This window comes from Pseudomonas sp. FSL W5-0299 (genome assembly GCF_005930655.1).
Lineage (GTDB): Bacteria > Pseudomonadota > Gammaproteobacteria > Pseudomonadales > Pseudomonadaceae > Aquipseudomonas > Aquipseudomonas mandelii.
This window is the reverse complement of sequence record NZ_RXHX01000008.1, coordinates 124,901-150,136: the sequence shown is the minus strand read 5'-3', so window position 1 is coordinate 150,136 and position 25,236 is coordinate 124,901. Positions and strand designations below refer to the sequence as shown.

22 protein-coding genes are annotated in these 25,236 nt (G+C 60.4%); 7 read left to right on the top strand and 15 right to left on the bottom strand.

Features of this window, described 5'->3' with window-relative positions:
* Position 1 precedes the first annotated feature (1 nt).
* From FHL16_RS13145 to FHL16_RS13135, 3 genes are all read right to left on the bottom strand, one after another.
* On the bottom strand, positions 2-3,775 hold the full coding sequence (locus FHL16_RS13145; protein WP_077748436.1) for a nitrate reductase subunit alpha: 3,774 nt from the start codon (positions 3,773-3,775) through the stop codon (positions 2-4).
* Between the two features lie 69 nt (positions 3,776-3,844).
* Entirely contained in the window at positions 3,845-5,242 is a 1,398-nt protein-coding gene (locus FHL16_RS13140) for a NarK family nitrate/nitrite MFS transporter (RefSeq protein ID WP_077748435.1), read from the bottom strand.
* Positions 5,220-6,524 (bottom strand): MFS transporter, encoded by a 1,305-nt coding sequence (locus FHL16_RS13135; protein WP_077748434.1) that lies wholly within the window; start codon positions 6,522-6,524, stop codon positions 5,220-5,222. The genes FHL16_RS13140 and FHL16_RS13135 overlap by 23 nt, the downstream gene beginning before the upstream one ends.
* A 304-nt stretch (positions 6,525-6,828) precedes the next feature.
* Here FHL16_RS13135 and FHL16_RS13130 point away from each other — a divergent pair, with 304 nt between their 5' ends.
* From FHL16_RS13130 to FHL16_RS13115, 4 genes are all read left to right on the top strand, one after another.
* Positions 6,829-8,631 (top strand): HAMP domain-containing protein, encoded by a 1,803-nt coding sequence (locus FHL16_RS13130; protein ID WP_077748433.1) that lies wholly within the window; start codon positions 6,829-6,831, stop codon positions 8,629-8,631.
* A complete protein-coding gene (gene narL, locus FHL16_RS13125; protein ID WP_010460222.1) occupies positions 8,628-9,275 on the top strand; it encodes a two-component system response regulator NarL in 648 nt (215 codons plus the stop codon). Before FHL16_RS13130 ends, narL begins: the two co-directional genes overlap by 4 nt.
* Positions 9,276-9,361: 86 nt before the next feature.
* A complete protein-coding gene (locus FHL16_RS13120; RefSeq protein ID WP_010460219.1) occupies positions 9,362-10,036 on the top strand; it encodes a Crp/Fnr family transcriptional regulator in 675 nt (224 codons plus the stop codon).
* A gap of 74 nt (positions 10,037-10,110) precedes the next feature.
* Positions 10,111-10,497, top strand: coding sequence for a putative zinc-binding protein (locus FHL16_RS13115; RefSeq protein WP_077748432.1), 387 nt, complete (start codon positions 10,111-10,113; stop codon positions 10,495-10,497).
* Positions 10,498-10,632: 135 nt separating this feature from the next.
* Here FHL16_RS13115 and ubiT read toward each other — a convergent pair whose 3' ends face one another.
* The 7 genes from ubiT to norR all read right to left on the bottom strand — a co-directional run bounded on the left by ubiT (position 10,633) and on the right by norR (position 17,411).
* Positions 10,633-11,103 (bottom strand): ubiquinone anaerobic biosynthesis accessory factor UbiT, encoded by a 471-nt coding sequence (gene ubiT / locus FHL16_RS13110; RefSeq protein WP_010460215.1) that lies wholly within the window; start codon positions 11,101-11,103, stop codon positions 10,633-10,635.
* A complete protein-coding gene (locus FHL16_RS13105) occupies positions 11,097-11,987 on the bottom strand; it encodes a U32 family peptidase (protein WP_010460213.1) in 891 nt (296 codons plus the stop codon). Before FHL16_RS13105 ends, ubiT begins: the two co-directional genes overlap by 7 nt.
* Before the next feature lie 10 nt (positions 11,988-11,997).
* A complete protein-coding gene (gene ubiU, locus FHL16_RS13100; RefSeq protein WP_010460211.1) occupies positions 11,998-12,993 on the bottom strand; it encodes a ubiquinone anaerobic biosynthesis protein UbiU in 996 nt (331 codons plus the stop codon).
* A gap of 122 nt (positions 12,994-13,115) precedes the next feature.
* On the bottom strand, positions 13,116-14,351 hold the full coding sequence (locus FHL16_RS13095) for a molybdopterin molybdotransferase MoeA (RefSeq protein ID WP_010460208.1): 1,236 nt from the start codon (positions 14,349-14,351) through the stop codon (positions 13,116-13,118).
* Positions 14,348-14,902, bottom strand: a complete 555-nt coding sequence (moaB, locus tag FHL16_RS13090; protein WP_010460206.1) for a molybdenum cofactor biosynthesis protein B — start codon at positions 14,900-14,902, stop codon at positions 14,348-14,350. Before moaB ends, FHL16_RS13095 begins: the two co-directional genes overlap by 4 nt.
* A 243-nt stretch (positions 14,903-15,145) precedes the next feature.
* Positions 15,146-15,793: a pyridoxamine 5'-phosphate oxidase gene (gene pdxH, locus FHL16_RS13085; protein WP_077748431.1), complete on the bottom strand. Its 648-nt coding sequence runs from the start codon at positions 15,791-15,793 to the stop codon at positions 15,146-15,148.
* An 88-nt stretch (positions 15,794-15,881) separates the two neighbouring features.
* On the bottom strand, positions 15,882-17,411 hold the full coding sequence (gene norR, locus FHL16_RS13080) for a nitric oxide reductase transcriptional regulator NorR (RefSeq protein WP_010460201.1): 1,530 nt from the start codon (positions 17,409-17,411) through the stop codon (positions 15,882-15,884).
* Positions 17,412-17,566: 155 nt separating this feature from the next.
* Between norR and ytfE the strand changes: the two genes are divergently transcribed.
* A complete protein-coding gene (ytfE, locus tag FHL16_RS13075; protein WP_017338886.1) occupies positions 17,567-18,241 on the top strand; it encodes an iron-sulfur cluster repair protein YtfE in 675 nt (224 codons plus the stop codon).
* A 136-nt stretch (positions 18,242-18,377) separates the two neighbouring features.
* Here the strand turns inward: ytfE and FHL16_RS13070 are convergent, their stop codons facing one another.
* Positions 18,378-18,815 carry a CopD family copper resistance protein gene (locus tag FHL16_RS13070; protein WP_010460197.1) on the bottom strand — a complete coding sequence of 146 codons (438 nt, stop codon included), beginning with the start codon at positions 18,813-18,815 and terminating at the stop codon, positions 18,378-18,380.
* Between the two features lie 28 nt (positions 18,816-18,843).
* A complete protein-coding gene (locus FHL16_RS13065; RefSeq protein WP_010460195.1) occupies positions 18,844-20,034 on the bottom strand; it encodes an NnrS family protein in 1,191 nt (396 codons plus the stop codon).
* A gap of 484 nt (positions 20,035-20,518) precedes the next feature.
* Here FHL16_RS13065 and FHL16_RS13060 point away from each other — a divergent pair, with 484 nt between their 5' ends.
* Together FHL16_RS13060 and FHL16_RS13055 are read left to right on the top strand one after the other, a co-directional pair.
* On the top strand, positions 20,519-21,202 hold the full coding sequence (locus tag FHL16_RS13060) for a Crp/Fnr family transcriptional regulator (RefSeq protein WP_010460193.1): 684 nt from the start codon (positions 20,519-20,521) through the stop codon (positions 21,200-21,202).
* Entirely contained in the window at positions 21,199-21,399 is a 201-nt protein-coding gene (locus FHL16_RS13055) for a protein DnrP (RefSeq protein ID WP_077748430.1), read from the top strand. The genes FHL16_RS13060 and FHL16_RS13055 overlap by 4 nt, the downstream gene beginning before the upstream one ends.
* 15 nt (positions 21,400-21,414) lie before the next feature.
* Here FHL16_RS13055 and FHL16_RS13050 read toward each other — a convergent pair whose 3' ends face one another.
* From FHL16_RS13050 to FHL16_RS13040, 3 genes are all read right to left on the bottom strand, one after another.
* Positions 21,415-23,256 (bottom strand): nitric oxide reductase activation protein NorD, encoded by a 1,842-nt coding sequence (locus FHL16_RS13050; protein WP_077748498.1) that lies wholly within the window; start codon positions 23,254-23,256, stop codon positions 21,415-21,417.
* 78 nt (positions 23,257-23,334) lie between these two features.
* Complete coding sequence (locus FHL16_RS13045) at positions 23,335-24,762, bottom strand: cbb3-type cytochrome c oxidase subunit I (RefSeq protein WP_077748429.1); 1,428 nt, start codon at positions 24,760-24,762, stop codon at positions 23,335-23,337.
* 3 nt (positions 24,763-24,765) lie between these two features.
* The gene (locus tag FHL16_RS13040; protein WP_010460184.1) at positions 24,766-25,206 is read right to left on the bottom strand and encodes a c-type cytochrome; all 441 of its coding nucleotides are present in this window, start codon (positions 25,204-25,206) and stop codon (positions 24,766-24,768) included.
* Between the last annotated feature and the right edge of the window lie 30 nt (positions 25,207-25,236).

The window sequence follows — 25,236 nt, the reverse complement described above, 5'->3', positions numbered from 1 at the left end:
CTCAGTTCTCCTCAATATCGGTCGGCAGCGGACGTGGCAGGTCATCGCCACTTGAACCATCGAGCCAGTCGACTTTGGACATTTTGCGCACCACGACGAATTCATCGCGGTTGCAACCGACCGTGCCGTAATAGTTGAAACCGTAGGCTTGCTGCGCATAGCCGCCGATCATGTGGGTCGGTTTGAGCACGACACGGGTAACCGAGTTGTGGTGGCCGCCACGGGTCTTGGTGGTTTCCGAACCTGGCACGTTCACGATCCGTTCCTGTGCGTGATACATCATCACCATGCCGTCCTTGACGCGCTGGCTGACCACCGCCCGGGCGGTCAGTGCACCGTTGACGTTGAAGCACTCGATCCAGTCGTTGTCCTCGATGCCGGCGCTTTTCGCGTCATTCTCCGAGAGCCAGACAATCGGCCCGCCGCGGCTGAGGGTGAGCATCAGCAGGTTGTCGCTGTAGGTGCTGTGGATGCCCCATTTTTGATGCGGGGTAATCCAGTTCAGGACGATTTCGATCTCGCCGTTGCTGCGCTTGCCTTTCACCCCTTCGATGGTGCGGGTGTTGACCGGCGGGCGATAACTCATCAGTTGTTCACCGAATGCCTGCATCCACGGGTGATCCTGATAGAACTGCTGGCGACCGGTGATGGTGCGCCACGGGATCCCTTCGTGAACGTTGGTGTAGCCGGCGTTGTAGCTGACGTGATCGTCTTCGAGGCCCGACCAGGTCGGGCTGGAAATGATCTTGCGCGGCTGTGCCTGAATGTCGCGAAAACGAATCGCCTCGTGGGCCTTGGACAGCGCCAGGTGGCTGTGATCGATGCCGGTAAATTCCGACAGCGCGGCCCAGGCCTTGACCGCAACCTGGCCGTTGGTTTCCGGCGCCAGGGACAGAATCACTTCAGCGGCATCGATGGCCGTGTCGATTTTCGGACGGCCGTGACTGATACCGGCATCGCCTTCTTTGTGATTGAGTTCACCGAGGAATTTCACTTCGTCTTCGGTGTTCCAGTTGATGCCCTTGCCGCCGTTGCCGTGTTTTTCCAGCAATGGCCCGAGGGACGAGAACTGTTTGTAGATGTTCGGGTAGTCACGCTCCACCACGTGCAGATTCGGTGCGTTTTTGCCCGGCACCGGCGCTACACCGGCACTTTTCCAGTCGGTGCCGCCAAACGGCTGGGCCAGTTCGCCGACGCTGTCGTGCATCAGCGGGATGGTCACCAGATCCTTCTCAACGCCCAGGTGCCCTTCGGACATACTGGAAAACGCCTTGGCGATGCCTTTGTAGATTTCCCAGTCGGAACGCGATTCCCACGCCGGGTCGATCGCTGCCGACAACGGGTGAATGAACGGGTGCATGTCCGAGGTGTTCATGTCGTCTTTTTCGTACCAGGTCGCGGTCGGCAACACGATGTCGGAATAGACGCAGGTCGAGGACATGCGGAAGTCCAGCGTAGTGACCAGATCAAGCTTGCCGATGGCGCCCTCATCCACCCATTCGGCTTCTTCAGGTTTGCAATCGCCGACCTGGCCGATGTCTTCGTTCATCACCCCGTTTTTGGTGCCCAGCAGGTACTTGAGCATGTACTCGTGGCCCTTGCCCGAGGAGCCCAGCAGGTTGGAACGCCAGATGAACATGTTGCGCGGGAAGTTGACCGGGCTGTCCGGCTGTTCGCAGGAGAAGCGCAGCGAACCGTCCTGCAGCGACTTGACCACGTAGTCTTTCGGGTCCATGCCGGCCGCCGCCGCGTCACGGCAAATGTGCAACGGGTTAGTGTTGAGTTGCGGCGCGCTGGGCAACCAGCCGGCGCGTTCGGCGCGGATGTTGTAGTCCAGGGCATGCTCGGGGAATTGTGATTTATCGGCCAATGGCGAGAGCACGTCGTGCATGCTCATCTTCTCGTGGCGCCACTGCGAACTGTGAGCGTAGAAGAAGCTGGTGCCGTTCATCTGGCGAGGCGGACGGTTCCAGTCCAGGCCGAACGCCAATGGCAGCCAGCCGCATTGCGGACGGAGTTTTTCCTGGCCAACGTAGTGCGCCCAACCGCCACCGGTCTGACCGACACACCCACAGAGCATGAGCATGTTGATCAGCCCGCGGTAGTTCATGTCCATGTGGTACCAGTGGTTCATCGCCGCGCCGACGATGATCATCGAGCGGCCCTTGGTCTTGTCGGCGTTGTCGGCGAACTCACGGGCGATCTGGATGGCCTTCTCGCGGCTGACGCCAGTGATCTGCTCCTGCCAGGCCGGGGTGCCGGGCACCGAGGCGTCGTTGTAATCCTTGGCGACGTTTTCACCCCCCAAGCCACGGTCGATCGCCAGATTGGCCGCCGACAGGTCGAACACGGTGGCGACTTTGGCCACACTGCCGTCCGCCAGCACCACGCTGTGTACCGGCACGCGGCGGTATTGCACGGCATCGCCGGCCACGTGCTGGAAGTGTTCGTGGGACTCGCCGGCAAAATACGGGAACGCCACTTCGGCCACGTCATCGCCGATCAGGCTCAGCTTCAGATCGATCTCACGGCCTTCGCCGCCTTCGCGGGGAAGGATGTTCCACTTGCCCTTCTCGCCCCAGCGATAGCCGATGGAGCCCTGAGGGGACACCAGTTCGCCACTGACATCCAGCGCGATGGTTTTCCATTCCGGGTTGTTTTCCTGGCCGAGGTTGTCGGTCAGGTCGCTGGCACGCAGGAAACGGTCCGGCTGGTAACCGGCGCCCGGTGCCTTATCGACCATTTGCTTGAGCAGCACCAGCACCGGCAAATCGGTGAAGCGCTTGGCGTAGTCGGTGAAATAGGCGCTCGGTTTGTCCAGGTGGAATTCTTTGAAGATCACATGGTTGAACGCCTGGGCCAGCGCCGCATCGGTGCCTTGTTTAGGGTTCAGCCACAGGTCGGTGAGTTTGGCGACTTCCGAGTAATCCGGGGTGATCGCGACCGTCTTGGTGCCCTTGTAACGGACTTCGGTGAAGAAGTGCGCGTCGGGGGTACGGGTCTGCGGGACGTTGGAACCCCAGGCAATGATGTAGTTGGAGTTGTACCAGTCGGCCGATTCCGGCACGTCGGTCTGCTCGCCCCAGACCATCGGCGAGGCCGGTGGCAAGTCGCAGTACCAGTCGTAGAAACTCAGGCAGGCGCCACCGATCAGCGACAGGTAACGCGAGCCTGCGGCATAGCTGACCATCGACATGGCCGGGATCGGCGAGAAGCCGACGATCCGGTCCGGGCCGTATTGCTTGATCGTATAGACGTTGGCCGCGGCAATGATCTCGTTGACTTCCTCCCAGTTGGAGCGGATGAAGCCACCCATGCCACGCTTGCTTTTATAGGAGTCGGCCTTGGCCTTGTCCTCGACGATGCTGGCCCAGGCTTCCACTGGCGCCATGGTCTGCCGCGCATCGCGCCAGAGCTTGAGCAATGGCTTGCGGATTTTCGGGTACTTGAGCCGGTTGGCGCTGTAGATGTACCAGCTGTAACTGGCACCACGCGGACAGCCACGGGGCTCATGGTTCGGCAGATCGTTACGGGTACGCGGGTAGTCGGTCTGCTGGGTTTCCCAGGTGATCAGGCCGTTCTTGACGTAGATTTTCCACGAGCAGGAACCGGTGCAGTTCACCCCGTGGGTGGAACGCACGATCTTGTCGTACTGCCAGCGCGAACGGTAGACGTTCTCCCAGTCACGGGACTCTTTGCGGGTCTCGCCATGACCGTCGGAAAACTCGTTTTGCTTGCGGTTGAAAAACCGCAATTGATCCAGTAAATGACTCACGGTGTAGTCCTCTCAGGCTTTGTCGCGGAGTCTGTGCCCCGCCCACGCAATGGTTGGATTCGGTTCGACTCAGCAGGGTGTCGCGGCGCCTTTGCGCGCGTACCACCACCACGTCACCACGATGCAGCTCAGGTAAAAGCCGACGAACATGTAGAAGGCCATCTCCGGGCCGCCGGTCAGGGCCATCGAAGAGCCGAAGGATTTGGGAATGAAGAACGCACCGAAGGCGCCCATGGCCGAACTGAAGCCCAGGACGGCGGCGGACTCTTTACCGGCATTTTTCAGCGCTTGTTCGCGCACGGCGGCTGATTTTCCAGCCGAGGCTTTCTCATGCTGGGTGCGGAAGATCACCGGGATCATGCGGAAGGTGGAGCCATTGCCGACGCCGGTGGTGATAAACAGCAGCATGAACAGGCCGAGGAAGCCGTAGAAGTTGCCGCCCTGGCCACTTTCGGGAAGAAAGTGCAGAACACCGAAGACCATCACGATCATCAGCACGAAGTTCCACAAGGTCACTTTCGCGCCACCGAGCTTGTCGGCCAGCCAGCCACCCAATGGCCGTACCAGAGCGCCAACCAGTGGACCGAGAAAGGCAAACTTCAAGGCAATGACGTCAGGGAACGAGGTTTTGATCAGCAGCGGAAACGCGGCGGAGAAACCGATGAACGAACCGAAGGTCGCCAGGTACAACCAGCACATCAGCCAGTTGTGTTTGCGTTTGAAGATCACCGCCTGTTCGCTGAACGAGGCCCGGGCACTGGACAGATCATTCATGCCAAACCAGGCCAGCACGGTCACCAGGACAATAAACGGTACCCAGATGAAGCCGGCGTTCTGCAACCACAACTGGCCGCCGTCCGGCAGTGCTTGCGGCGAGCCGCCCATGAAACCGAACACACCGAAGGTAATCACCAGCGGCACACAGAACTGCATCACCGAGACGCCCAGGTTACCCAGCCCCGCGTTGAGGCCAAGGGCCGTGCCCTGCTGCGACTTGGGATAGAAGAAACTGATGTTGGACATGCTCGACGCGAAGTTGCCGCCACCAAAACCGCAGAGCAACGCAATCAACACGAACACGCTGTAGGAGGTGCTCGGGTCCTGCACGGCGAAGCCCATCCAGATCGATGGCAACAACAGCGACGCGGTGCTCAGGGCGGTCCAGCGACGGCCACCGAAGATCGGCACCATAAAGGAATAGAAGATCCGCAAGGTCGCCCCGGACAGCCCCGGCAACGCCGCCAGCCAGAACAGCTGGTCGGTGGTGAAGGAGAAACCGATGGCGTTCAAACGCACGATCACCGTGCTCCAGACCATCCACACCGCAAAGGCGAGCAGCAGCGCAGGAATGGAAATCCACAAGTTGCGCGTGGCGGTCTGTTTACCGCTACTTCCCCAGAACGCGGGGTCCTCGGGGCGCCAGTCATGAATGACCGGGCCTTTGTCAGGCTTTTGCAGAACGGACATGTTCTTCTCCTAGGGCAATGCTGGAAATCGGGGACGGTGTCAGCAGCGGCGCTTTACCCAGCACCGGGCTTTTGCGTATTTCGCTGAAGTACATCCAGGTGAGGGAGACCCAGACCACGCCGTACATCAACATGAAGCAGGAAGAGCGCACGCCGGTGAGGTCCACCAGGGCGCCGAACAGGATTGGCAACACGAAGCCGCCCAGGCCACCGGCGAGGCCGACGATGCCGGACACCGCACCCATGTTTTTCGGGTAGTCATTGGCGATGTATTTGAAGACCGAGGCCTTGCCGAACGCGAAGGCGATGCCCATGACGAACAGCAGTACGGTGAACAGCGCAGGGTTGAGGCCGATGTGAAAATCCACCGGGCCGTTGATCGTTTGCACTTGCAGTTGGGTCTGGGGATACGAGAGCAGGAACAGACAGATCCAACTGACCCACAACACCCACCAGGTCACGCTTTGCGCACCCCAGCGATCCGACATCCAGCCACCGACCGCACGCAGCACGCCACCGGGCAGGGAAAAACAGGCCGCCAGCAGCGCCGCGCTTTGCAGGCTGAAACCGTATTCCTGTACGTAGTATTTGGTCATCCACAGCGCGAGGGCGACGTAGCCACCGAAGACGATCGAGTAGTACTGGCAGTAGCGCCACACGGCCGGGTCCTTCAGCGAACTCAATTGCTCACGCAACGTGGCGCCCGAAGCGCTGCGGTGGTTTTTGTTCTCGGCGCTGAGGAACCAGAACAACAGCGCGGTGATAAATAGAATGGCGCTGAAAACTTTCGGCACCAACTGCCAGCTGCCGGCAGCGATCAATGCCGGGGCCAGAAACTTGGTCACCGCGGCTCCGGCGTTACCGGCGCCGAAGATGCCCATGGCGAAGCCCTGATTCTCCTTGTCGAACCATTTGGCGACGTAGGCAATCCCCACCGAGAACGAGCCGCCGGCCAGGCCGACGAACAAGCCCAGCACCAGGAACTGCCAATAGGCGGTGGCGTGACTGATCAGGTACAGCGGCGCGACGCAGGCCAGCATCAGCAGGAAGAACACGCTGCGCCCACCAAAGCGGTCGGTCAGCAGCCCCAGTGGCAGACGCACCAGCGAACCGGTCAGCACCGGCGTCGCGGCCAGCAGGCCGAACTGGGTTTCGTTGAGCTGGAGAAGGTCCTTGATCGGCACCCCGAGCACGGCAAACATCATCCAGACCATGAAGCAGACAGTGAAGGCCAATGTGCTCATGCCCAGCACCAGGCCTTGTCGTACACGGGGTTCGGTCACAATGCTCTCCAGTCAGTTAGCCATGGCGGCAGACTAGAGAGGCCAACCCCGCAAAAACTTGACCTACGTCAACGAAGCCCATGGGGGCATAGGCCTATGCTTGCGGGGTCTACCTCTAAGGAGGTAGTACAGAAGAACCCTGAAACCGTTTGTTTATCAGTGTCTTAAGGTTTTTCGCCAAGGTTTTTGCTGACAAGGATCAGTCGACAACTCTTTAGAGGTAGCGCGCCCGGGATCGGCGGCAAAGCCCTGACCTGGGGTTCCGCATGCTCTGTTTTCCTGAAATTTTCCGGGACCTGCGCTGATGATGCGCTGGTTGCGCAGCTCCCTGCCCGCTCGCGCCGGGCTGGCCGTGATCCTGATCGCCGTGCTCGCCCTCGCCAGTTCGTTGAGCGCCGGACTGATCGCCTGGTTCAGCCAGGGTGATGCGGCTGCCATCAACACCGCTGGCTCTGTGCGCATGGAGACCTACCACCTGAGCTGGAAACTGGCCGCAGGGGCAACCGGCGAAGAAATCCTCGCCATCACCGACAGCCTCCAAACCCGTCTAAACAGCCAGTCACTCAAAGCCGTGCTGGAAGATGGCCCGACCACTGCGCTGCAGATCAGCTACGGGCAAATCCAGCAACAATGGAACGAGGATTTGCGTCCGGCGCTGGAGCGCGGTGATGCCGCCTATTTTCAGGTCCAGGCCCTGTCCTTCGTTGAGCAACTGAACCATTTCGTCGACCTGTTGCAGCGCCAAAGCGAACAGAAGCAAGGCTGGCAACAAGTTATCCAGGGCTTGGCGCTGTTCACCACGATGATCGTCCTGCTGCTTGGGCTGTACGAACTGCAATATGGCGTGGTCACGCCCTTGAAAGAGTTGGTGGACGCGACCCAGCGTTTTCGTCGTGGCGATTTCAAGGTGCGGGTCAACCATCAGTCCCAGGACGAATTGGGCCAATTGGCCATGAGTTTCAACGCCATGGCCGAGACGATCGAAGACTCGCATCGCACCCTTGAGAGTCAGGTGCAGCAAAAAACCCTGAACCTGCAACAAGCCAATGCGGCCCTTGAATTGCTGTACCAAAGCAGTCGAAGCCTGGCCACACGCCTGGCCAATGCCGAAGGTTTGGATGAGTTGATCCGGCGCTTCCAGCAACGCCTGCCCGGCTTGCGCCTGTCGCTGTGCCTTCAAGGTCAATTGCAGGCCCCGGCCCAACAGTTGCTCGCCCTGCATGGCGCCAACATCCGCGAAGTCTGCGCCAGCAGCGATTGCGCCACGTGCCAGAAGCACCATAAAGCCAGCCCGCAAACCTTCAGCATCAGCAACCAGGGCAGCGAACTGGGTGAGCTCAAGGCGCATTTTGTCGATGGACACCCGACGCAAGCCTGGGAAACCCAACTGATCCAGGCCCTGGCCAACCTGATCGGCACCTCGCTCTCGCTCAAGCGCCAACGGGAACAGGATCATCGCCTGCTGCTGCTCGACGAACGCACGATCATTGCCCGCGAGCTGCACGACTCACTGGCCCAGGCCCTGTCCTACATGAAGCTGCAAGTCAGCCGCCTGCAAACCCTGATGCGTCGTGGCGAACCGATCGAGACCCTGGAAAACGTCACCGCCGAACTGCGCGAAGGGTTGAACAATGCCTACCGCCAGTTACGCGAATTGCTGACCACCTTTCGCTTGCAGATTCACGATGCGGGGCTGGTACAGGAGCTCAAGGACACCGCCGAAGAGTTCTCCCGTCGCGGGGAGTGCCAGGTGCACCTGCACGTCGACGCGCTGGCCTTTCAATTATCGGCCAGCGAACAAATCCACATTCTGCAGATCACCCGCGAGGCGCTCTCCAATTGCCTGCGTCACGCCCATGCGCAAAACGCCTGGCTGCAACTGCGTCAGGACGGTGAAACCGTGAGACTCATCGTCGAAGACGACGGACGTGGCTTCAGCGGCAACGTCGACCAACGCGAGCATCACGGCCTGAAAATCATGGATGAGCGGGCCCGCAGCTTGCGCGGCCAACTCGAAATAGTCTCCAGGGAGCCGCAAGGCACCCGTGTCCAACTGGAATTCCAACCGGAGTTTCTGGGACAAAAAACAGAAGGTAGCGTCACATGAACCCATCCCTGCAACACACCATCCTGCTGGTCGATGACCATCCGATGATGCGTCACGGCATCCGCCAGATGCTCGAGCTCGAAGATGATTTCCTGATCGTCGGTGAAGCCAGCAACGGTGAAGAAGCGCTCGGACTGATCGAGCCGCTGCAACCGGATCTGGTATTGCTCGATAACAACATGCCGGTGATGAATGGCATTGAAACCCTGCGCCAGTTACGGGCGATGCACTACACCGGCAAGGTGCTGCTGTTCACGGTCTCGGATGCCGAAGACGATATTCGCGACGCACTGCGCCTGGATGCCGACGGCTACCTCCTCAAGGACATGGAGCCCGAACTGTTGATTCAGTACATCCGCAATGCCTTGAACGGCGAATTGGTGATCAGCCCGGGGCTGACCCAGGTCATGGCCCAGGCACTGCGCTCACCCCAGCGCCAGACCGTGGTGGAACTGACCGAGCGTGAACGTCAGGTGCTGAAAACCATCGCCAGCGGCTTCAGCAACAAAGTCATCGGGCACAAGCTCGGCATCACTGAAGGGACGGTCAAGGTTCATGTGAAAAACCTGCTGCACAAACTCGGCTTGCGCTCGCGGGTCGAGGCCGCGGTATGGGCCATGGAGCATCTGCGCAATGCCGGATGACGGGCATGCCTCTTTGGAGGTAGGCCGGCAGAGGCATAGGTCATCCGGCCGACGCTCTCTACTATGAGCGTCAGCGGAGGTACGCCATGCTGACCCACCCTTCCATCGTTTTAACGTTGCGCCGTCACCATCTGTTCAGCCAACTACCGGAGAAAATCTTCGAGGAAGTCTGCGGCCTGGCGATGCTCAAGCGCCTGAGTTGTCACAGCACACTCATGCACCAAGGGGATCCGGCCAAGCGTTTCTTCCTGTTGGTCAGCGGCCAGATCAAGTTGTATCGGCTGACCGGCGAAGGCCAGGAGAATCTGGTGGAGATCATCCAGCCGGGCCAGACCTTTGCCGAAGCCTTACTGTTCAGCCAGGCCCGTCTCTACCCGGTCAGCGCCACGGCGCTGAAAGACAGCGTACTGGTGAGTATCGAGGGCAACCACTACCGCAATGCCCTCGAAGATCAGCCGAAAGTCTGCCTGGCGATCCTGGCGAGCATGAGCGTGCACCTGCACCTGCGTCTGCGCGACATCGACACCTTGACCATGGCCAGTGCGAGCCGCCGGGTGATCAATTTCCTGTTGCAGGAACGCAACCCGGTCAGCGGTTTGATTGTGTTGCAGGTGTCCAAACGCCTGGTGGCCTCGAAGCTGGGCATTCAGCCGGAAACCTTTTCGCGGATCTTGCACCGCCTGGTGGACAGCGGCCTGATCGCGATGGAACGCCGCAATATCAGCATCCTCGCCGAAGAGGATCTCGCGGCCTTCCAATAGTCGTAATTGACCGCCGTCAATGCGCAATGCCACCGCTCTTGCAGACTGAAGAAGTCCATCCATGGAGAGTGCTGATGCCCCGTTCAACCTTGCCACTGATTTATGCCTGCTCAGGCTGTTCCAACGTTGCCCAACTGGCCAATACCCTGGCGGTGCGGCTTGATCGCAGCGGACTGGCGGAAATGTCCTGCATCGTCGGTGTTGGCGGGCATGTGGCGGCGCTGGTCAACAAGGCCCGCTCGGGACGGCGGATTTTTGCGCTGGACGGCTGCCCGCTGCAATGCGTCGAAAACTGCCTGAAGCAACATGGCCTGCACGCGGACGTGCACTTGATTCTTAGCCATTACGGGTTGCGTAAACGCAATGGCGAGGATTGCACGCCAGCGCAGGGGGATGAGTTGTTCGAAGAGATCAGGCAGTTGATTGCGAGTGATGCTCGCCAGCATGAAAATCGCCAGTAAACGATGGTCTGACAGCCACCGAAAATCCAACAGGGGGAGCGCGCCTGCTCGCGAAGGCGGCGTGTCAGTCAGCCTCCATATGGATGGACTGGCCCCTTCGCGAGCAAGCTCGCTCGCACAGTTAATCTGTGTGGGTCAAACCGTCGCCAACCCCTTCCCTGCCCGCTCCAGATTGCGCCACAGCCACACAGGCAACACGTCGGGATCGAGGCTGTCGATCAGGTTCTTCAGCGCCAGCCCCAACTCCGTATCACCCTCAATCACCAAACGCCTGCGAAAGAACAACGTATCCGGATCCTCCTGACGGCTGGCCAGCAATAAAAACTCGCGCCAGTTACCGCTGATGGTCACATGCGCCGTGGCATGCTCGGCAATTCGCAACCCTTGACGGGTCAGCGTCAAATACCAGGACAAGCCCAAATCCGGAATCCGCAGGCACAACCAGCGCCCACGCAACACTTCAAACTCGCCGTCGCGCAACGGCTCGGCAAGGCAACGATTCAACGCCTGCTGCAACGCCAGACGCTGCACTGCAAAAGGCACCCGGCGCACCAACGGCAACAACCGGTCGGCGCCTTTGAGCAGCCACTTCTTCCGATTCAACACAAGCCGACCTCCTCGATGCGCAACATGCCGGCCTGGCCATGCCAGTAACCGTTACAACCGTCGACGAACACCGGCGGTGTCTCGCCCAGACGAACCCGTTGATAGGCGGCAATGACCTGCGCCATGCCTTGATAACGAGGGCTCAGTCGCAACAAATCAGCGCCGCAGGCCACCAGCCCCGCGTAATCTGCCAGGAGATTGGTCACCTCGGCCGACATTGTTTGAATGCCGTTAATGGTGAACAGTGCTTGCCCTTCCTGACTGGTCAGCGGCAGGCCGTCGGGGTAGTTGATGCAGCAAAACTGGCAGTCGTCCTTGGGCCGGTTTTCCGCCCGCGCGGTGAAGCAGCGTGCGGAATAGGCCAACGGCAAATGCCCGTAAGCAAAGACTTCGACTTCCGGGACCTCTCGACCCAGTTCCCGCACCTGATCGAGCACATCGCTAATCAGCGTCGCCGAACACTCCACGGGCGGCACCCAACGGGTCATCCCGCCGTCCAGCAGTTGCGTGAGCGTATGCCCGTTGTACACATTCAGCGCAGGACCGCCCACGAACGGCAACTTGCGCTCGGCCAGAAACTGCACCGCGCCCATGTCGTTGGCTTCCACCAACAGTTGGCCGTTGTCGCAGAGCCGCCGCAGGCTAGAGAGCTCAGAGGCCGCTTCGATAAGCGTCAGGCTGGAGAGAACCAGTTGTGCCTGGCTGCATTCTTGTAACTCGCGCCCCAGGCCCAACCATTGATCCAATGAAAATGACCGGCGTTTCGAGCACACGGTTTCCCCCAGATAAATCACATCCAGGGGCAAGGCCGACATCTCGGCGTAAAAGTTGCTGAGTTGCGCTTTGTCCCAATAAAACAGGACCGGTCCAAGGCTGAGCTTCATGTCGCCTCCCTCATTGCCATGATCGATGGTAAGCACCCAAAGTGGTCTGGCTGCCTTCGGACAAACCGGCCAACACCCGGCGCCATTCCTCCTTGACCCGAAAACTGCCCGGCGAGCCACGATGGGCATCCAGCGCCGCACGCCAGACACGGGTGACTTGTTCGACATACGCCGGGCTGCGTTGCCGGCCCTCGATTTTGACCGCCTCGACGCCGATGGCCGTCAATTCCGGCAGCAAGTCCAGGGTGTCGAGGCTGGTGGGTTCTTCCAGCGCATGAAAGCGTTTACCGCCGACCAGGAAACGGCCTTTGCACAAGGTCGGATAACCGGCGGGTTCCTCAGGGGTGTAACGGTCGATCAGCACTTCACTGAGCCGTGCGCTCAAGCCGTCGGCGTCTTCGCTCCAGCGCACCGCTTTGGCCGGCGAACAGACGCCACAGAGGTTCGGCGACTCACCGGTAATGTACGAAGACAGATGGCAACGCCCTTCAGCCATGATGCACAAGCTGCCGAAGCCAAAGACTTCGATGGGCACCGGGCTGCTTGCAGCGACCTGGCGCACCTGCGCCAACGACAACACCCGAGGCAGTACCGCGCGACGAATTCCGTAGCGCTGCGCATAAAACTCCAGGGCCGCGGCATGGGTCGCCGAACCCTGCACCGACAGGTGCAGCGCCAGTTGCGGATGCCGCTGGCTGGCGTAGTTGAGTACGCCGGGGTCGGCGGCGATCAGCGCATCCACACCAAAATCGGCGGCGCGATCAACCGCGCGCTGCCAGCGTTCCCAGCCCTTGGGTTGCGGGTAGGTGTTGACCGCGACGTAGAGTTTGCGTTGGTGCTGACGGATGTGGGCGACCGCCGCGTCGAATTGTTTGTCGTCCATGTTCAGCCCTGCAAAATGCCGGGCATTGGTGTCATCGCGAAAACCGACATAAACGGCATCGGCGCCTTGGCGCACCGCCGCTTTCAGCGCAGGCAGGTTGCCTGCCGGGCAGACCAGTTGCATGGGTAATCCTCATGGAAGAACGCGTCTGGACCCTCCCTCGATGCCTGTGGCACAGCGATCGAAAAAGGCGCTGCCAGTCTAGCGAGACCGGCAGGCACGGCCTTGACGGCAATCAATTGCGATCAATGCATCAGGTCGGCGAAGGACAGGAACATCACGTTGTCGTGCTTGAGCACTTGCTGCTCGCACTCGATCACCGCCAGGCCATCGGCCCAGCACGCGGCGGTCAACATCGCCGAGCTTTGCTGAGGGTGCAGCTCCACGCTCAACTGACCATCAGCACCGGGTGTCAGCCGAGCCCGCAGGTACTGCCGACGTTTGTTGCGCTGCAACCAATCGAACCCGGCGGGCACGGCCAGTGGCGCCGGCAACACATCGCTGACGCCCTGAGCCCTGAGCAGGAACGGGCGCACCACCACCAACGCGGTAATCAGCGCCGCCGAAGGATTGCCCGGCATGCCGATCCAGGGTTTGCCGGCGACTTCGCCGAAGGCCAGCGGCTTGCCCGGCTGAATGGCCAGCCGCCAGAAATCCAGGCTGCCGAGTTCCTCGATCGCTTGTTTGAGGTGATCTTCCTCACCCACCGAGACGCCCCCCGAACTCAACAACAGGTCGCATTCCGAAGACGCCAGGCTCAAGGCATGCCGGCTGGCGGCCAACTCATCGGCCATGACGCCATAGTCATGCACCTCGACCCCCCAACCGCTCAACAACGCGGCGAGGCAGTAGCGATTGCTGTTGTAAATCTGCCCGGGCGCCAATGAATCACCCGGTTCACGCAGTTCATTGCCACTGCTGAGCAAGCACACCTGCAACGGTCGATAGACCTCGACCCGCCCGATGCCAGCGCCAGCCAGCAACCCCACTTCTTGCGCACGCAGACGTTTGCCGGCCTGGATTAACAGGTCGCCGCGGCGAACCTCCTCACCTTCTTTGCGCACGTGATCGCCAGTACTGACGGGCGGGAACCACACGCGCTCGCCCTCGATCCGACAACGCTCTTGCGGCACCACGGTGTCGGCGCCTGCAGGTAATGGAGCGCCGGTAAAAATCTGCACTGCTTGCTGCGCGAGCAACGGTGAGCACGCCGAATCCCCCGCTGCGATTCGTCCGCCAATCAACAACCAGCCACCCTCCGGTGGCAGGTCAGCGGCCCTGAGGGCATAACCGTCCATGGCGCTGTTGTCCCAGGCCGGCAGGTTGACGGGGGAATGAATGTCCGCCGCCAGCACCCGACCCAAGGCTTGATCCAGGTCGATCTTTTGCGCCAGGGGCGGCGGCGGTGCCTGGTCCAGCAAACGATTGATGGCCTCGTCCACCGGCATCAAGTGACCAAGGTCACACACCCGGCCGGTCATGAGCGGGTCTCGCAGGCGTCGACGACCCGTTGCCCTTGCGGTTTCAAATGGGGGGCGAAATTGCATGGGCCGGTGCGGCTGTCCAGCTGTTCGAGCAGGATCTGGTTCCAGGCCGTTCGACACGCGCCCGGCGAACCTGGAACGCAGCACACCAGCACGCCATTGCTCATCCCCGCCAATGCCCGGGATTGCAGGCTGGACATGCCGATTTCCGCAAGGGACACCTGACGAAACAGTTCACCGAAGCCTTCCACGTGTTTGTCCAGCAACGGCAAGACCGCTTGTGGTGTATTGTCGCGCGCGGTGAAACCGGTGCCGCCGGTCATCAATACCACCTGCACCTTGGGGTCGGCGATCCAGTGGGAAACCTTGGCGCGGATCTGATAAATGTCGTCCTTGACCAGACCACGATCGATCAATACATGCCCGGCCGTTTGCAGCAAATCCGTGAGGGTCTGCCCCGAGGTGTCGGTGTCAAAGGTGCGCGTATCGCTGATGGTCAGTACGGCAATGTTCAGGGGTTCAAACGTGCGTTGCGCCAGATGGGCCATATCCAAGCCTTCCCGTAAATGAGGGTATGGGGCAAAGCCTGAACTGGAATGCCCGATGAGCCTATTCCTCCAAGGAGGTACCTCTACAGGGACATATGAAGAACGTATAGGCCACACGATACCTGTGGGAGCGAGCCTGCTCGCGATAGCGGCTTGTCAGGCAACATTGATGTCGACTGACCCACTGCTATCGCGAGCAGGCTCGCTCCCACATTGTTCTCCATCGCTGCGCGTTCTGCGGGTTCAAGGTGCCAAGCGGTTCCGTTGCCATACGCCATCGCGCAACCGGTAATCGAGGCGGTCATGTAAGCGGTCGGCACGGCCTTGCCAGAATTCCAGTCGATCAGGCTGCAAGCAGTAGCCGCCCCAATGCTCGGGCCGCGGCACGGTCTGGCCGGCAAACCGTTGGGTGGTTTGTGTCAACAGCGACTCAAGCTCGGCCCGATTGGCCAATGGTCGGCTTTGCGGTGAGGCCCAGGCGCCCAGGCGACTGTCCTGTGAGCGGGAATCGAAGTACGCATCCGACAGCGTCGGGGCGAGCCTGGACACCTGCCCCTCGATGCGCACCTGACGCTCCAGCCCCGACCAAAAAAAGGTCATCGCAGCATACGGATTAGCAGCCAATTGCTGCCCCTTGTCGCTCTGGTAATGACCGAAAAACGTGAAGCCTTCATCACTAAAGCCCTTGAGCAGCAGGACCCGACAGTGCGGGCGACCTTCACTGTCGACGGTCGCCAACACCATGCTGTTGGCTTCGACAGGCGCACGCTCGGTGTCGCGGGCCAGTTGCATCCACTGTCGGAACATGGCCAGCGGGTCGTCCAGCGCCGCCTCGTCTTGCAGGCCAAAAAGGGTGTAGTTGCGGCGCATCTGTGCCAGGGAAAGGGGCATGACGGTGATCTCCGAAAAGGTTCTGCCCAGCGTGCGAGACTTCGCGCAACAGCACCTTGATCACCATCAACACTGAGCATGCCCCGCCTTATTTGAGGCGTAACCGCCGCGCCAGTTTGTGCAGGTTGCTGGGATCGATTTCCAGGATCCGCGCGGCGCTGGCCCAGTTATCCCCGGACAGGCTCAAGGCCTGGAGAATTTTCTTGCGCTGGTAATCGTCGACCGCTTCCCCCAGGGGCTGGAACGGCGCGTCAGCCGTTTCGTCCAGAGGACTTTCGACGACCACGCCCTGCCCGCCCATGGCACTGTCGAGGTCCAGAATCTCGGGTTCCAGCGTCATGATCAGGGTACGACTCGTGCCGCGGCTGAGCGTCTTCAACGCGGCTCGGCTGATCACATGTTCCAGCTCGCGCACGTTGCCCGGCCAGTTGTAAGTCAGCAGCGCGCGCTCGGCGGCCGGCGACAGACGCAAACCGCGCAAGCCAAGCCGCGCCCGATTCAGCTCAAGGAAGTGCCCGGCCAGCATCAACACATCGTTACCCCGCTCGCGCAACGGCGGAATCGGCACCGGATAGACCGAGAGCCGGTGATACAGATCCGCCCGAAACAAGCCATCGCGGATGCTGTCCGGCAGGTGCCGGTTAGTCGCGGCGATGATGCGCACATCCACGTGCAACGGCTTGTCGGCGCCGAGGCGCTGGATCTCGCCGTTCTGCAGGGTGCGCAGCAGTTTCGCCTGCACAGCCAATGGCAATTCACCGACTTCATCGAGAAACAGCGTGCCGCCGTTGGCCGCATCGAAACGCCCGGCACGGTCACTGGTGGCGCCAGAAAACGCGCCTTTGACATGGCCGAACAATTCACTTTCCGCCAGAGACTCCGGCAAAGCAGCGCAGTTGACCTGTACCAGCGGCTTATGACTGCGACGCGACAGACGATGCAAGCGCCGGGCGAACAGCTCTTTGCCGACGCCGGTCTCGCCCAGCAGCAACACTGGCAGCTCGGAATCGGCCAGTACATCCAGTTCATTGAGCAACTGGTGCAGCACTTCACTTTGCCCGAGGATTTCGCCTTCGTCCGCCGGTCTGCGTACGTCTTGAATATCGCTGCGGGACAAGCGCAGGCTGCGGTTTTCCTGTTCCAGTCGGGTGACTCGCACGGCGGCTTCGATCTGCAAGGTGCAGCGCTTGAGTTCTTCCCGCGCACGGCTGTCGAAGGTCCCGGCATGCAGCGCATCGAGGGTGATCGCCCCCCAGATCCGACCTTCCACATACAGGCTCACGCCCATGCAGTCATGCACTGGCATCGGTTCGCCGGCGTGATTGTCGAGCAAGCCATCATAGGGATCCGGCAGCCGACTGTCGGGCTCGAACCAGGTGGGTTCGCGCGACGCCATGATCGCCGCCAGCCGCGGATGCTGAGCGATGACAAACCGGCGGCCCAACGCTTCATGCACCAGCCCCACCGTCGCGACCGGCCTGAGGCTGTCGTCATCCAGACGCAGCAATCCCACGGCGCCACTGTTGAAGTACTCGCGCAGGGTCTGGACCAAACGTTGCAACCGCACAGCATTCGGCAACTCGACGATCAGGTCGGCCGCCAGGCTTTCACGCAGCATGGTAGTTATTACCCTCTATGGTTGGATTCACCCTAAAGTGTCCGGGTGTCTATCACCACAACTAAAAATTAAGCCATATTTTTCAATACGTTAAATATGGCATGTCGGATGCAATGAGCCTGGGGAACCGTTGAAATCCAAACAAGGAACCCCTGATGAGCCTGACTCTATTGGAACAAAGCCTCGGCCAACTGGCGTGCGACATTCCCGGCGCCACGCGGATCTTCCACACCTTTAAACTGGACTTCTGTTGTGGCGGGCATAAAAGCCTGCTTGAAGCGGCCGCTGGCAAAGGCCTCGATCCGGCCCTGATTGCCGATGCGCTGCACCGGCTGCAAGACACCGGCGAAACCCAGCACGACTGGCGCAACGAACCCTCGGAGCTGTTGATCGCCCATCTTCTGGCGCGCTACCACGCCCGCCATCGCGAACAACTGCCGGAACTGATTCGTCTGGCCCGCCGCGTCGAGCAGGTCCATGGTGCCCGCAGCAGTTGCCCCAACGGCCTGGCCGATCTCTTGACCGACATGCAACAAGAACTTGAAGGCCACATGCTCAAGGAAGAACAAGTGCTCTTCCCGATGCTGCAACAAGGCATCGGCCCTCAGGCCGCACCGCCGATCCAGGTGCTGCGCTTTGAACATGATCAACATGGCGAAGCATTGGAAAGGCTGCTTGCGCTGACCAACAACATCACCCCGCCGGCCGATGCCTGTAATACCTGGCGTGCCCTGTATCGCGGGCTGCTGGAGTTCCGTGATGACTTGATGCAACACATCCATCTGGAAAACAACGTGTTGTTCGTCAACGCACTTAAACCTCGCCATTGATCGATTGCGGGTCATACAAAACCAGTGACACAGCTTTCGCGAGCAGGCTCGCTCTCACAGGGGAACGGTATCCCAATGTGGGAGCGAGCCTGCTCGCGAATGGCGCCGTTACAGGGTTGCGGGTTCTCCAGCGCGATCAACCGTGCCAATAGAACATGGCCTTGGCCAGGATCACGATCAACACCATGTGCCCGAGGATGCTGCGGCGAATCCAAGTGGCGCGGGTCGTGGTCAGGCATGCACTTTTCAGCCAGTACGCCAGCAGAAAGTAATGGCCGATGATGCTCAGGGCCAGGATGATCTTCAGGCTCAGCAACGTACCAAAACTGCTCGCCAGCGGCTGACTCAATACACCCCGGTGTTGCCACGCCAGGCTGATACCGGCGGCATACAACAGCAACACCACGCCATGCAGCACCTTGCGCGAACGCACTGCAATCGCTTGATCGGCGCTCGTTTGCGCGCTAACGGCCACCTGCTGGCGGGCGTTGTGCCAGATCACCACCTCGAAAAACAGCGTGCCGATGAAGGCAATCGCCGCCAGCAAGTGGGTGACCAGTAAAAAGGGATACATCACCGGCAGCCTCCATCAGTTAGCGTGCTTAGCCCGGATGGCCGTCCACCCGGGACTGCAACAGCATCGGCCCATAGCGCCAGGCGTATAGCGCAAACGCCAGCACCCAACACAGACCGGCCAGCCACAACGCCGGCAAGGGGAAAAACAGGATCAACACGACCCGGCTCAGACAGGCCAGGTTGAGCAGAATGAACGCCAGGGTCATGCCCGACGGCGGCTCCAGCGCGCGGCCGGTATGCCCCAGGCTGACTCGTGCAATCATCGCCAGCACCAGGCCGCCCATGGCGCCAATGGTCAGGCAATGCACCGCCAGACTCGGATTGATCGGCACACCGAAATGCCACAGCGCCATCCCGAGACAGGCCACCGCCAGCCAGGCATAAGCCAGGTACAACGACCACAACAACGGCACATGCCAGAGGGCGCGATCATGCCAGCGCACCAGGCGCACCAGATGCCCAGCGGCCAACACCGCGAACAACAGGCCCACCCAGAAATCGGGGGCAAGCGCAGGTCCCGCGGCATAGAGCAACGCTACCAGCGGTGAGCCAATCAGCAGCAGCCAATCCAGCCACGGCCAAGGGGTTACGCCCTCGACCTTGCCGAGGCCGCGCTGGATGAAGAACGGAATGACGCGCCCACCGATCAAACCCATCATTGCCGCCACCAGCCACATACCCGTCAACACGCCTTGACGCTGCCAGCCTTCATGACCTTCGACCAGACCATACAGGGACAACCCATCGGCCGCTGCTAACAGCAGCAACACCACCGCAATGGGGTAGTTACGTTTCTGCCGCACCTTCCACAAGGTGAATCCCATGAGCGCAGCCACCGCCAGCGGGAACGCCAGTTCCAGCACCGCAAGCACCGGCAACGGTGCATTGACCAGCCAGGCCACGCGCGCCAATAACCACAGCAGCGCCAGCATGGCCAGTGGTTGCCCGCTGATGCCGGGGCGACCGGTCCAGGTCTGCACCGCCGTCAGCAGAAAGCCGGCGATGATCGCCAAGCCGAATCCGAACAGCAATTCGTGTCGATGCCAGTTCAGCCAGCCACCCGCCGGCTGCCAGCCGGAAAGCTCACCACTGAAGGCGAACAGCCAGAGCGGAATGACCAGCACCGCCAGCAGGCAGCCGGCGAGGAAAAACGGCCGAAAGGCCAAACGCAACAGCGGCGCGATAGCCATCGCTTTACGGCGGTCAAGCACTTGCATAAAGCTACTCCTTTACCTTGCTGCTGACCTGACGCCAACCCACACGCGTCGAGGCAAGTCCGGGGGCAATCATCGGGTATTGACGATTAATTGCCTTTGTCGCAGATCAAGTGTGCAAGGGCCGTGCCCTGATGTTCATTCGCCCGCTGTGGTGAGAGGACCCGCGCCCCTGCGGGACCGGGCCAGGGTAGAAATGACCATCAAAGGGTTATTTGAACCCTAAACCCCGTGGTCGTTTTTACCCTCCTATCTGGCAGCCCCAGTAAACAAAGGACTCCAGGCATGGCCCGCGTCTTGCTCAATGGTTCAGAAATTAAGGAAAACCTGATCCTTCTCGATCCCCAGGAGTCGTCATGAAAAAAGTCATCCAGCCATTGGCCTGGTTTGTGGTGCTGACCTCGGTGCTGGCGTTGGCCAGCGGTGTCTCGCTGGGCCTCGTTTGACTTGATCGCCATCCCCTCTTCAAACTTCAGGATGAATTCTTATGGTGCTTCATCGCGTCCATCACCAGATTCTGCGCAGTCATCACTTGTTCGAGCCGTTGAACGAAGAACAGCTGGATGAGTTGATGAGTACCAGCCATTTGCTGAGCATCGACAAAGGCGAACCGTTGTTCCGTCAGGGCGAGCCGGCAGACTCGTTCTATTTCGTGATTGCCGGCGCGGTGAAAATCTATCGCCTGACGCCGGACGGGCAGGAGAAAGTGTTTGAGGTCATTGGTGACCGGCAAACCTTCGCCGAAGCGATGATGCTGATGGACACCCCGAACTATGTGGCCTCGGCCGAAGCGATCTGCCCCACTCAGCTCTATCGGTTATCCAACAGCACCTATATGCGCCTGCTGCAAAGTAACAGCCGCCTGACCTTTGCGCTGCTCGGCAAGCTGTGCGTTCGCTTGCATCAACGGGTCAACGAAATCGAAACCCTGTCACTGAAAAACGCCACCCACCGGGTCGTGCGTTATCTGCTGACGCAACTGGTGCGCCAGCAAACCGTTGGCAGCCAATTCGAATTGCCAATGGCCAAGCAACTGATTGCCGGGCACCTGTCGATCCAGCCGGAAACCTTTTCGCGGATTATCCGTCGCCTGATCGATGAAAACATCATCACCCAGGACGGCCGCCAGATCGCCATTCTCGATCGTCTGCGCCTGGAGCAGTTTGAGTGAGTGCCATGCCCGTCTGCTTGTATTGCCAACGCGCCAACCCCGCACAAGAAACCGAGTGCCGCCAGTGCGGCATGCCCTTGCCAGTATTGGCCGCACACGCGGCGCAATGTCGGCTGCGCCGATTCACGTGGTTCTGCATTGGCCTGACGATCTTCTGCGTGACGATGTTTTTCTGGCTGCCACGCGGCATCAGTTGATGCTGCGTCCCCCCCTCAAGGTTGGGTCAACTGGCGGTACAGCTGCGGCAATCGCAGAGGTAATTGCTCGGGCTGACGGATCAAGGTGTAGCCATTGGCGCCGAACATGTAAGGCAGGTAATCCCCGGCCTCGCGATCAATCGTGATGCAAAACGGCGTCAACCCCTTGCGCCGCGCCTCCAGCACCGCTTCGCGGGTGTCTTCAACACCGTAACGTCCCTCATACAAGTCCAGATCATTCGGTTTGCCATCCGTGAGCAGCAGCAACAATTTGCTGCGGCGCTTGCTCTTGCCCAGCAGTTGGGTGGCCTGGCGGATGGCGGCGCCCATGCGCGTGTAATAACCCGGTTTGAGCCCTTGAATACGACCGCGGGTGTTGTCGTCATAACGCTGGGTGAAAGACTTGAGTTCCTGCATCCGCACTTGATGACGGCGCAACGAGGAAAACCCGTACAGGGCGAAATCGTCACCGAGCACCGACAGGGTCTCACCGAACAGCAGCAAGCTGTCGCGGATGACATCAATCACCCGATGCTCATCGTTCAGGTGCGCGTCGGTGGACATCGACACATCGGCCAGCAACAGGCACGCCAGGTCACGGCGTGTCTGCCGTTGTTCCATGAACAAACCGCGTTCCGCACACTGGCCATGCTCGCGTTCAACGTGAAAATCCAGCCAGGCCTGCATATCCAGTTCAGACCCTTGGGGTTGCTGGCGTAACCATTGGCGGTCATTGCGCAGGTGCTCGAACTGGCGCCGCAGACGGTGCGCCGAAGCTTTCAGCCGTGGCGGCAGTGGCTGCGCCTCGCAGTCCCGGGGCACCATCATTTGCAGATTGACGAAGGCGTCTTGCATCTGCTGTTTGCGATAGTCCCACTCCGGCAACTTGATGCCCTCGCCCAGGGGAATATCGTCGACATCGGCCGGCGGTAAATCCAGGTGCAGCTTGAGGCCGCCGCCCTTGCGCAGACGGGTGCGCGACAGGCTCAACTCGTCGAGGTCCTCGGCGACTTTGGCCGCGTCCGGGTCCTCGCTGTCGTCCGACCAGCGATCCAGGTCCACGTGTTCGGTCCAGCTGAACAGGTTCTCCAGACGCACGATCAACAACCCGCCGTCACGGGTGCTTTCATCTATCCGCTTGGCGCGTTTGCTTGCGCCCTTTTGCTCACCGGGCGGGGTCGTCAACGATTCTTCGGACTCCTCCCCCAGGTCGGCAGCCTGAGGGCTCGCAAGGTTTTGCGGCGGGTACAACCACAGGGGCAACGGCCACGCGGCCCGTTCGCTGCGGGGAAAATGTTCGACACTGCCGGGCTCGCGCAGCGCCTGGCATAACGCCCGTTCCAGGGCCGCTTCGCCGCTACTCAATGTGGCCGGATCCGGGCGCAATTGCAGGTGAGCATCGACCAGACGTTTGTACCGGGCACGCAACGCGGGATAACGCCCTAACAGCAGTTGCGTCCAGCGTTGATTGTCCCGTCCCCAGTGCCGCATCTGGCCGGCCTGTGCCGCCAGCAAGGCGAGCCAACGATAGAGTTCTTCGTTCAGTGCGACTTCGGGAAACACCGCGAGGCTCGACGGTAGACGAAGGTTGCTCGCATCGCACCACGCCAGGGGCACTTGCTTGCAGGTGCCGGCGATCTGCTGCAACACGTTGCGCCGCAACAGCAGATCGCGGTCGCTGGCGGCTTCGACACCGATACCACTGGCACCGCCCATGGCGCGAAACAGCAGCGCCAGCGGACGTTGCTGGCTGGCCAGTTCAACGCGTGCTTCGGGGAAGTCCGGGCTGGCGCGCCGGGTGATGAAGCGATGCCAGACGCTGCCGACCCACTCTTCCAGTTCGACGGTAAAGGCCATGATCATTGCCCTTTTTGTAAAGCAAAAAAACGGCCCGCTGTATCAGCCGGGCCGACCTTTTCTAACCTTGACACCGGCTCATGAAGGCACCACGGCCGCCGGGGCGCGCAAGGCTGCGCGGCCACGTTGCTTGAAGCTGAACAGGTAACAGAGCAGTCCCGCAAGGAAACCAAGACCGGCACCAAAACGGGCCCAGAACAGCACCTGCAGTTGTTCGACCGTGGCCATGAAGGGCAACGCAACACCATCGACCTGCCAGCGTTGCAGGTAGACCTGAACGACACCGGCTGCGGTGAGGAACAGCGTGATCATCACCATCGACAGGGTCATCAACCAAAAGCCCCAGATTTCGAAGGTCTGCGAGCGCTCATCGCCTGCTTCACCCAACCCGCGCAGTCGTGGCATGGCGTAGCTGATCAAGGTCATCACGATCATCGCGTAAGCACCGTAGAAAGCCAGGTGGCCGTGCGCCGCCGTCAGTTGCGAACCGTGGGTGTAGAAGTTGACCGGTGCCAGGGTATGTAAAAAGCCCCAGACGCCAGCACCGAAGAACGCTGTGACGACGGTTCCCTTGGCCCACAGGGTGGCGGCGCGGTTCGGGTGTTGTCGGCGGCGGTTCTTCACCATGCTGAAGGCGAAAATCACCATGGCCAGGAACGGCAGCGGTTCGAGTGCCGAGAAGATTGAACCGACCCACAACCAGACCTCAGGCGCACCAATCCAGAAGAAGTGGTGACCGGTGCCGATGATCCCGGTAATCAGCGCCATGGCGATGATCACATACAGCCATTTCTCCACGACTTCCCGGTCTACCCCGGTGATCTTGATCAGGACAAACGCGAGCATCGAACCCATGATCAGTTCCCACACGCCTTCCACCCAAAGATGCACCACCCACCACCAGTAGAACTTGTCGCGGGCCAGGTTGCCGGGGTTATAGAAGGAGAACAGGAAGAACACCGCGAGCCCGATCAACCCGGTCATCATCACCATGCTGACGGTGGTCTTGCGACCTTTGAGCAGGGTCATGCCGATGTTGTAGAGGAAGCCCAGGCACACCACCACAATGCCCATCTTGGTGATGGTCGGTTGCTCCAGGAACTCCCGGCCCATGGTCGGCAGCAATTCGTTGTGGGTCAGCCTGGCCAGGCCGGCATACGGCACCAGCAGATAGCCCAGGATCGTCAGCACACCCGCGGCGGCGAAGACCCAGAACAGGATGATCGCCAGCTTCGGACTGTGCAGTTCGCGGTCGGCCTCTTCCGGAATCAGGTAATAGGCAGCGCCCATGAACCCGAACAGCAGCCAGACGATCAGCAGGTTGGTGTGCACCATCCGCGCCACGTTGAAGGGAATGATCGGGAACAGAAAGTCCCCTATCACGTATTGCAGGCCCATGATCAACCCGAACAGCACCTGCCCGAGAAACAGCATCAGGGCGAACACGAAGTACGGTTTGGCCACGGCTTGCGAGGCAAATTTCAGATGCGGATTAGCAATGCTCATCGCTTAGCCCTCCTTGTTTGGCGGCCAGCCATTGGTGTTGATGTTCGAGCTCCATTTGAGGAACTCGGCGATGTCATCCACCTCCTGGTCACTCAACTTGAACTGCGGCATCGCGCGCCGGCCGGGTACACCCAGTGGCTGCATTTTCATCCAGGCATGCAGAAAGGGTTTGAAGCCCGCTTCCCCACCGCGCCGCTGGAACACGTTGCCCAGCTCAGGCGCAAAGTAGGCGCCCTCGCCCAGCAGCGTGTGGCAGCCGATGCAATTGTTTTGCTCCCAGACCAACTTTCCGCGCACCACGGATTCGGTGAGCTGCGCCTCATTGCTGCGGGCCGGAAAGGTCTGTTCCGTGTGATAGGTCAAGGCCAGGAATATCAGGAAGAAGAAGATGCTTCCCCCGAAATAGATATTCCTGGCCATGCCTTTGGTGAAGGTCTCTGACATGGTCGCTTCCTCTTTGCTTGGCCCGTCCAT

What these genes read in the sequence shown, in the direction of transcription:
- FHL16_RS13045 (WP_077748429.1), bottom strand. Translation starts at nt 24,762, where the DNA reads ATGAGCATTGCTAATCCGCATCTGAAATTTGCCTCGCAAGCCGTGGCC.
- FHL16_RS13050 (WP_077748498.1), bottom strand. Translation starts at nt 23,256, where the DNA reads ATGGCCTTTACCGTCGAACTGGAAGAGTGGGTCGGCAGCGTCTGGCAT.
- ytfE (WP_017338886.1), top strand. Translation starts at nt 17,567, where the DNA reads ATGAGCCTGACTCTATTGGAACAAAGCCTCGGCCAACTGGCGTGCGAC.
- FHL16_RS13070 (WP_010460197.1), bottom strand. Translation starts at nt 18,815, where the DNA reads ATGTATCCCTTTTTACTGGTCACCCACTTGCTGGCGGCGATTGCCTTC.
- FHL16_RS13130 (WP_077748433.1), top strand. Translation starts at nt 6,829, where the DNA reads ATGATGCGCTGGTTGCGCAGCTCCCTGCCCGCTCGCGCCGGGCTGGCC.
- FHL16_RS13060 (WP_010460193.1), top strand. Translation starts at nt 20,519, where the DNA reads ATGGTGCTTCATCGCGTCCATCACCAGATTCTGCGCAGTCATCACTTG.
- moaB (WP_010460206.1), bottom strand. Translation starts at nt 14,902, where the DNA reads ATGGCCCATCTGGCGCAACGCACGTTTGAACCCCTGAACATTGCCGTA.
- norR (WP_010460201.1), bottom strand. Translation starts at nt 17,411, where the DNA reads ATGCTGCGTGAAAGCCTGGCGGCCGACCTGATCGTCGAGTTGCCGAAT.
- FHL16_RS13095 (WP_010460208.1), bottom strand. Translation starts at nt 14,351, where the DNA reads ATGACCGGCCGGGTGTGTGACCTTGGTCACTTGATGCCGGTGGACGAG.
- ubiU (WP_010460211.1), bottom strand. Translation starts at nt 12,993, where the DNA reads ATGCAACTGGTCTGCCCGGCAGGCAACCTGCCTGCGCTGAAAGCGGCG.
- FHL16_RS13065 (WP_010460195.1), bottom strand. Translation starts at nt 20,034, where the DNA reads ATGCAAGTGCTTGACCGCCGTAAAGCGATGGCTATCGCGCCGCTGTTG.
- FHL16_RS13120 (WP_010460219.1), top strand. Translation starts at nt 9,362, where the DNA reads ATGCTGACCCACCCTTCCATCGTTTTAACGTTGCGCCGTCACCATCTG.
- narL (WP_010460222.1), top strand. Translation starts at nt 8,628, where the DNA reads ATGAACCCATCCCTGCAACACACCATCCTGCTGGTCGATGACCATCCG.
- FHL16_RS13115 (WP_077748432.1), top strand. Translation starts at nt 10,111, where the DNA reads ATGCCCCGTTCAACCTTGCCACTGATTTATGCCTGCTCAGGCTGTTCC.
- pdxH (WP_077748431.1), bottom strand. Translation starts at nt 15,793, where the DNA reads ATGCCCCTTTCCCTGGCACAGATGCGCCGCAACTACACCCTTTTTGGC.
- FHL16_RS13140 (WP_077748435.1), bottom strand. Translation starts at nt 5,242, where the DNA reads ATGTCCGTTCTGCAAAAGCCTGACAAAGGCCCGGTCATTCATGACTGG.
- FHL16_RS13040 (WP_010460184.1), bottom strand. Translation starts at nt 25,206, where the DNA reads ATGTCAGAGACCTTCACCAAAGGCATGGCCAGGAATATCTATTTCGGG.
- FHL16_RS13105 (WP_010460213.1), bottom strand. Translation starts at nt 11,987, where the DNA reads ATGAAGCTCAGCCTTGGACCGGTCCTGTTTTATTGGGACAAAGCGCAA.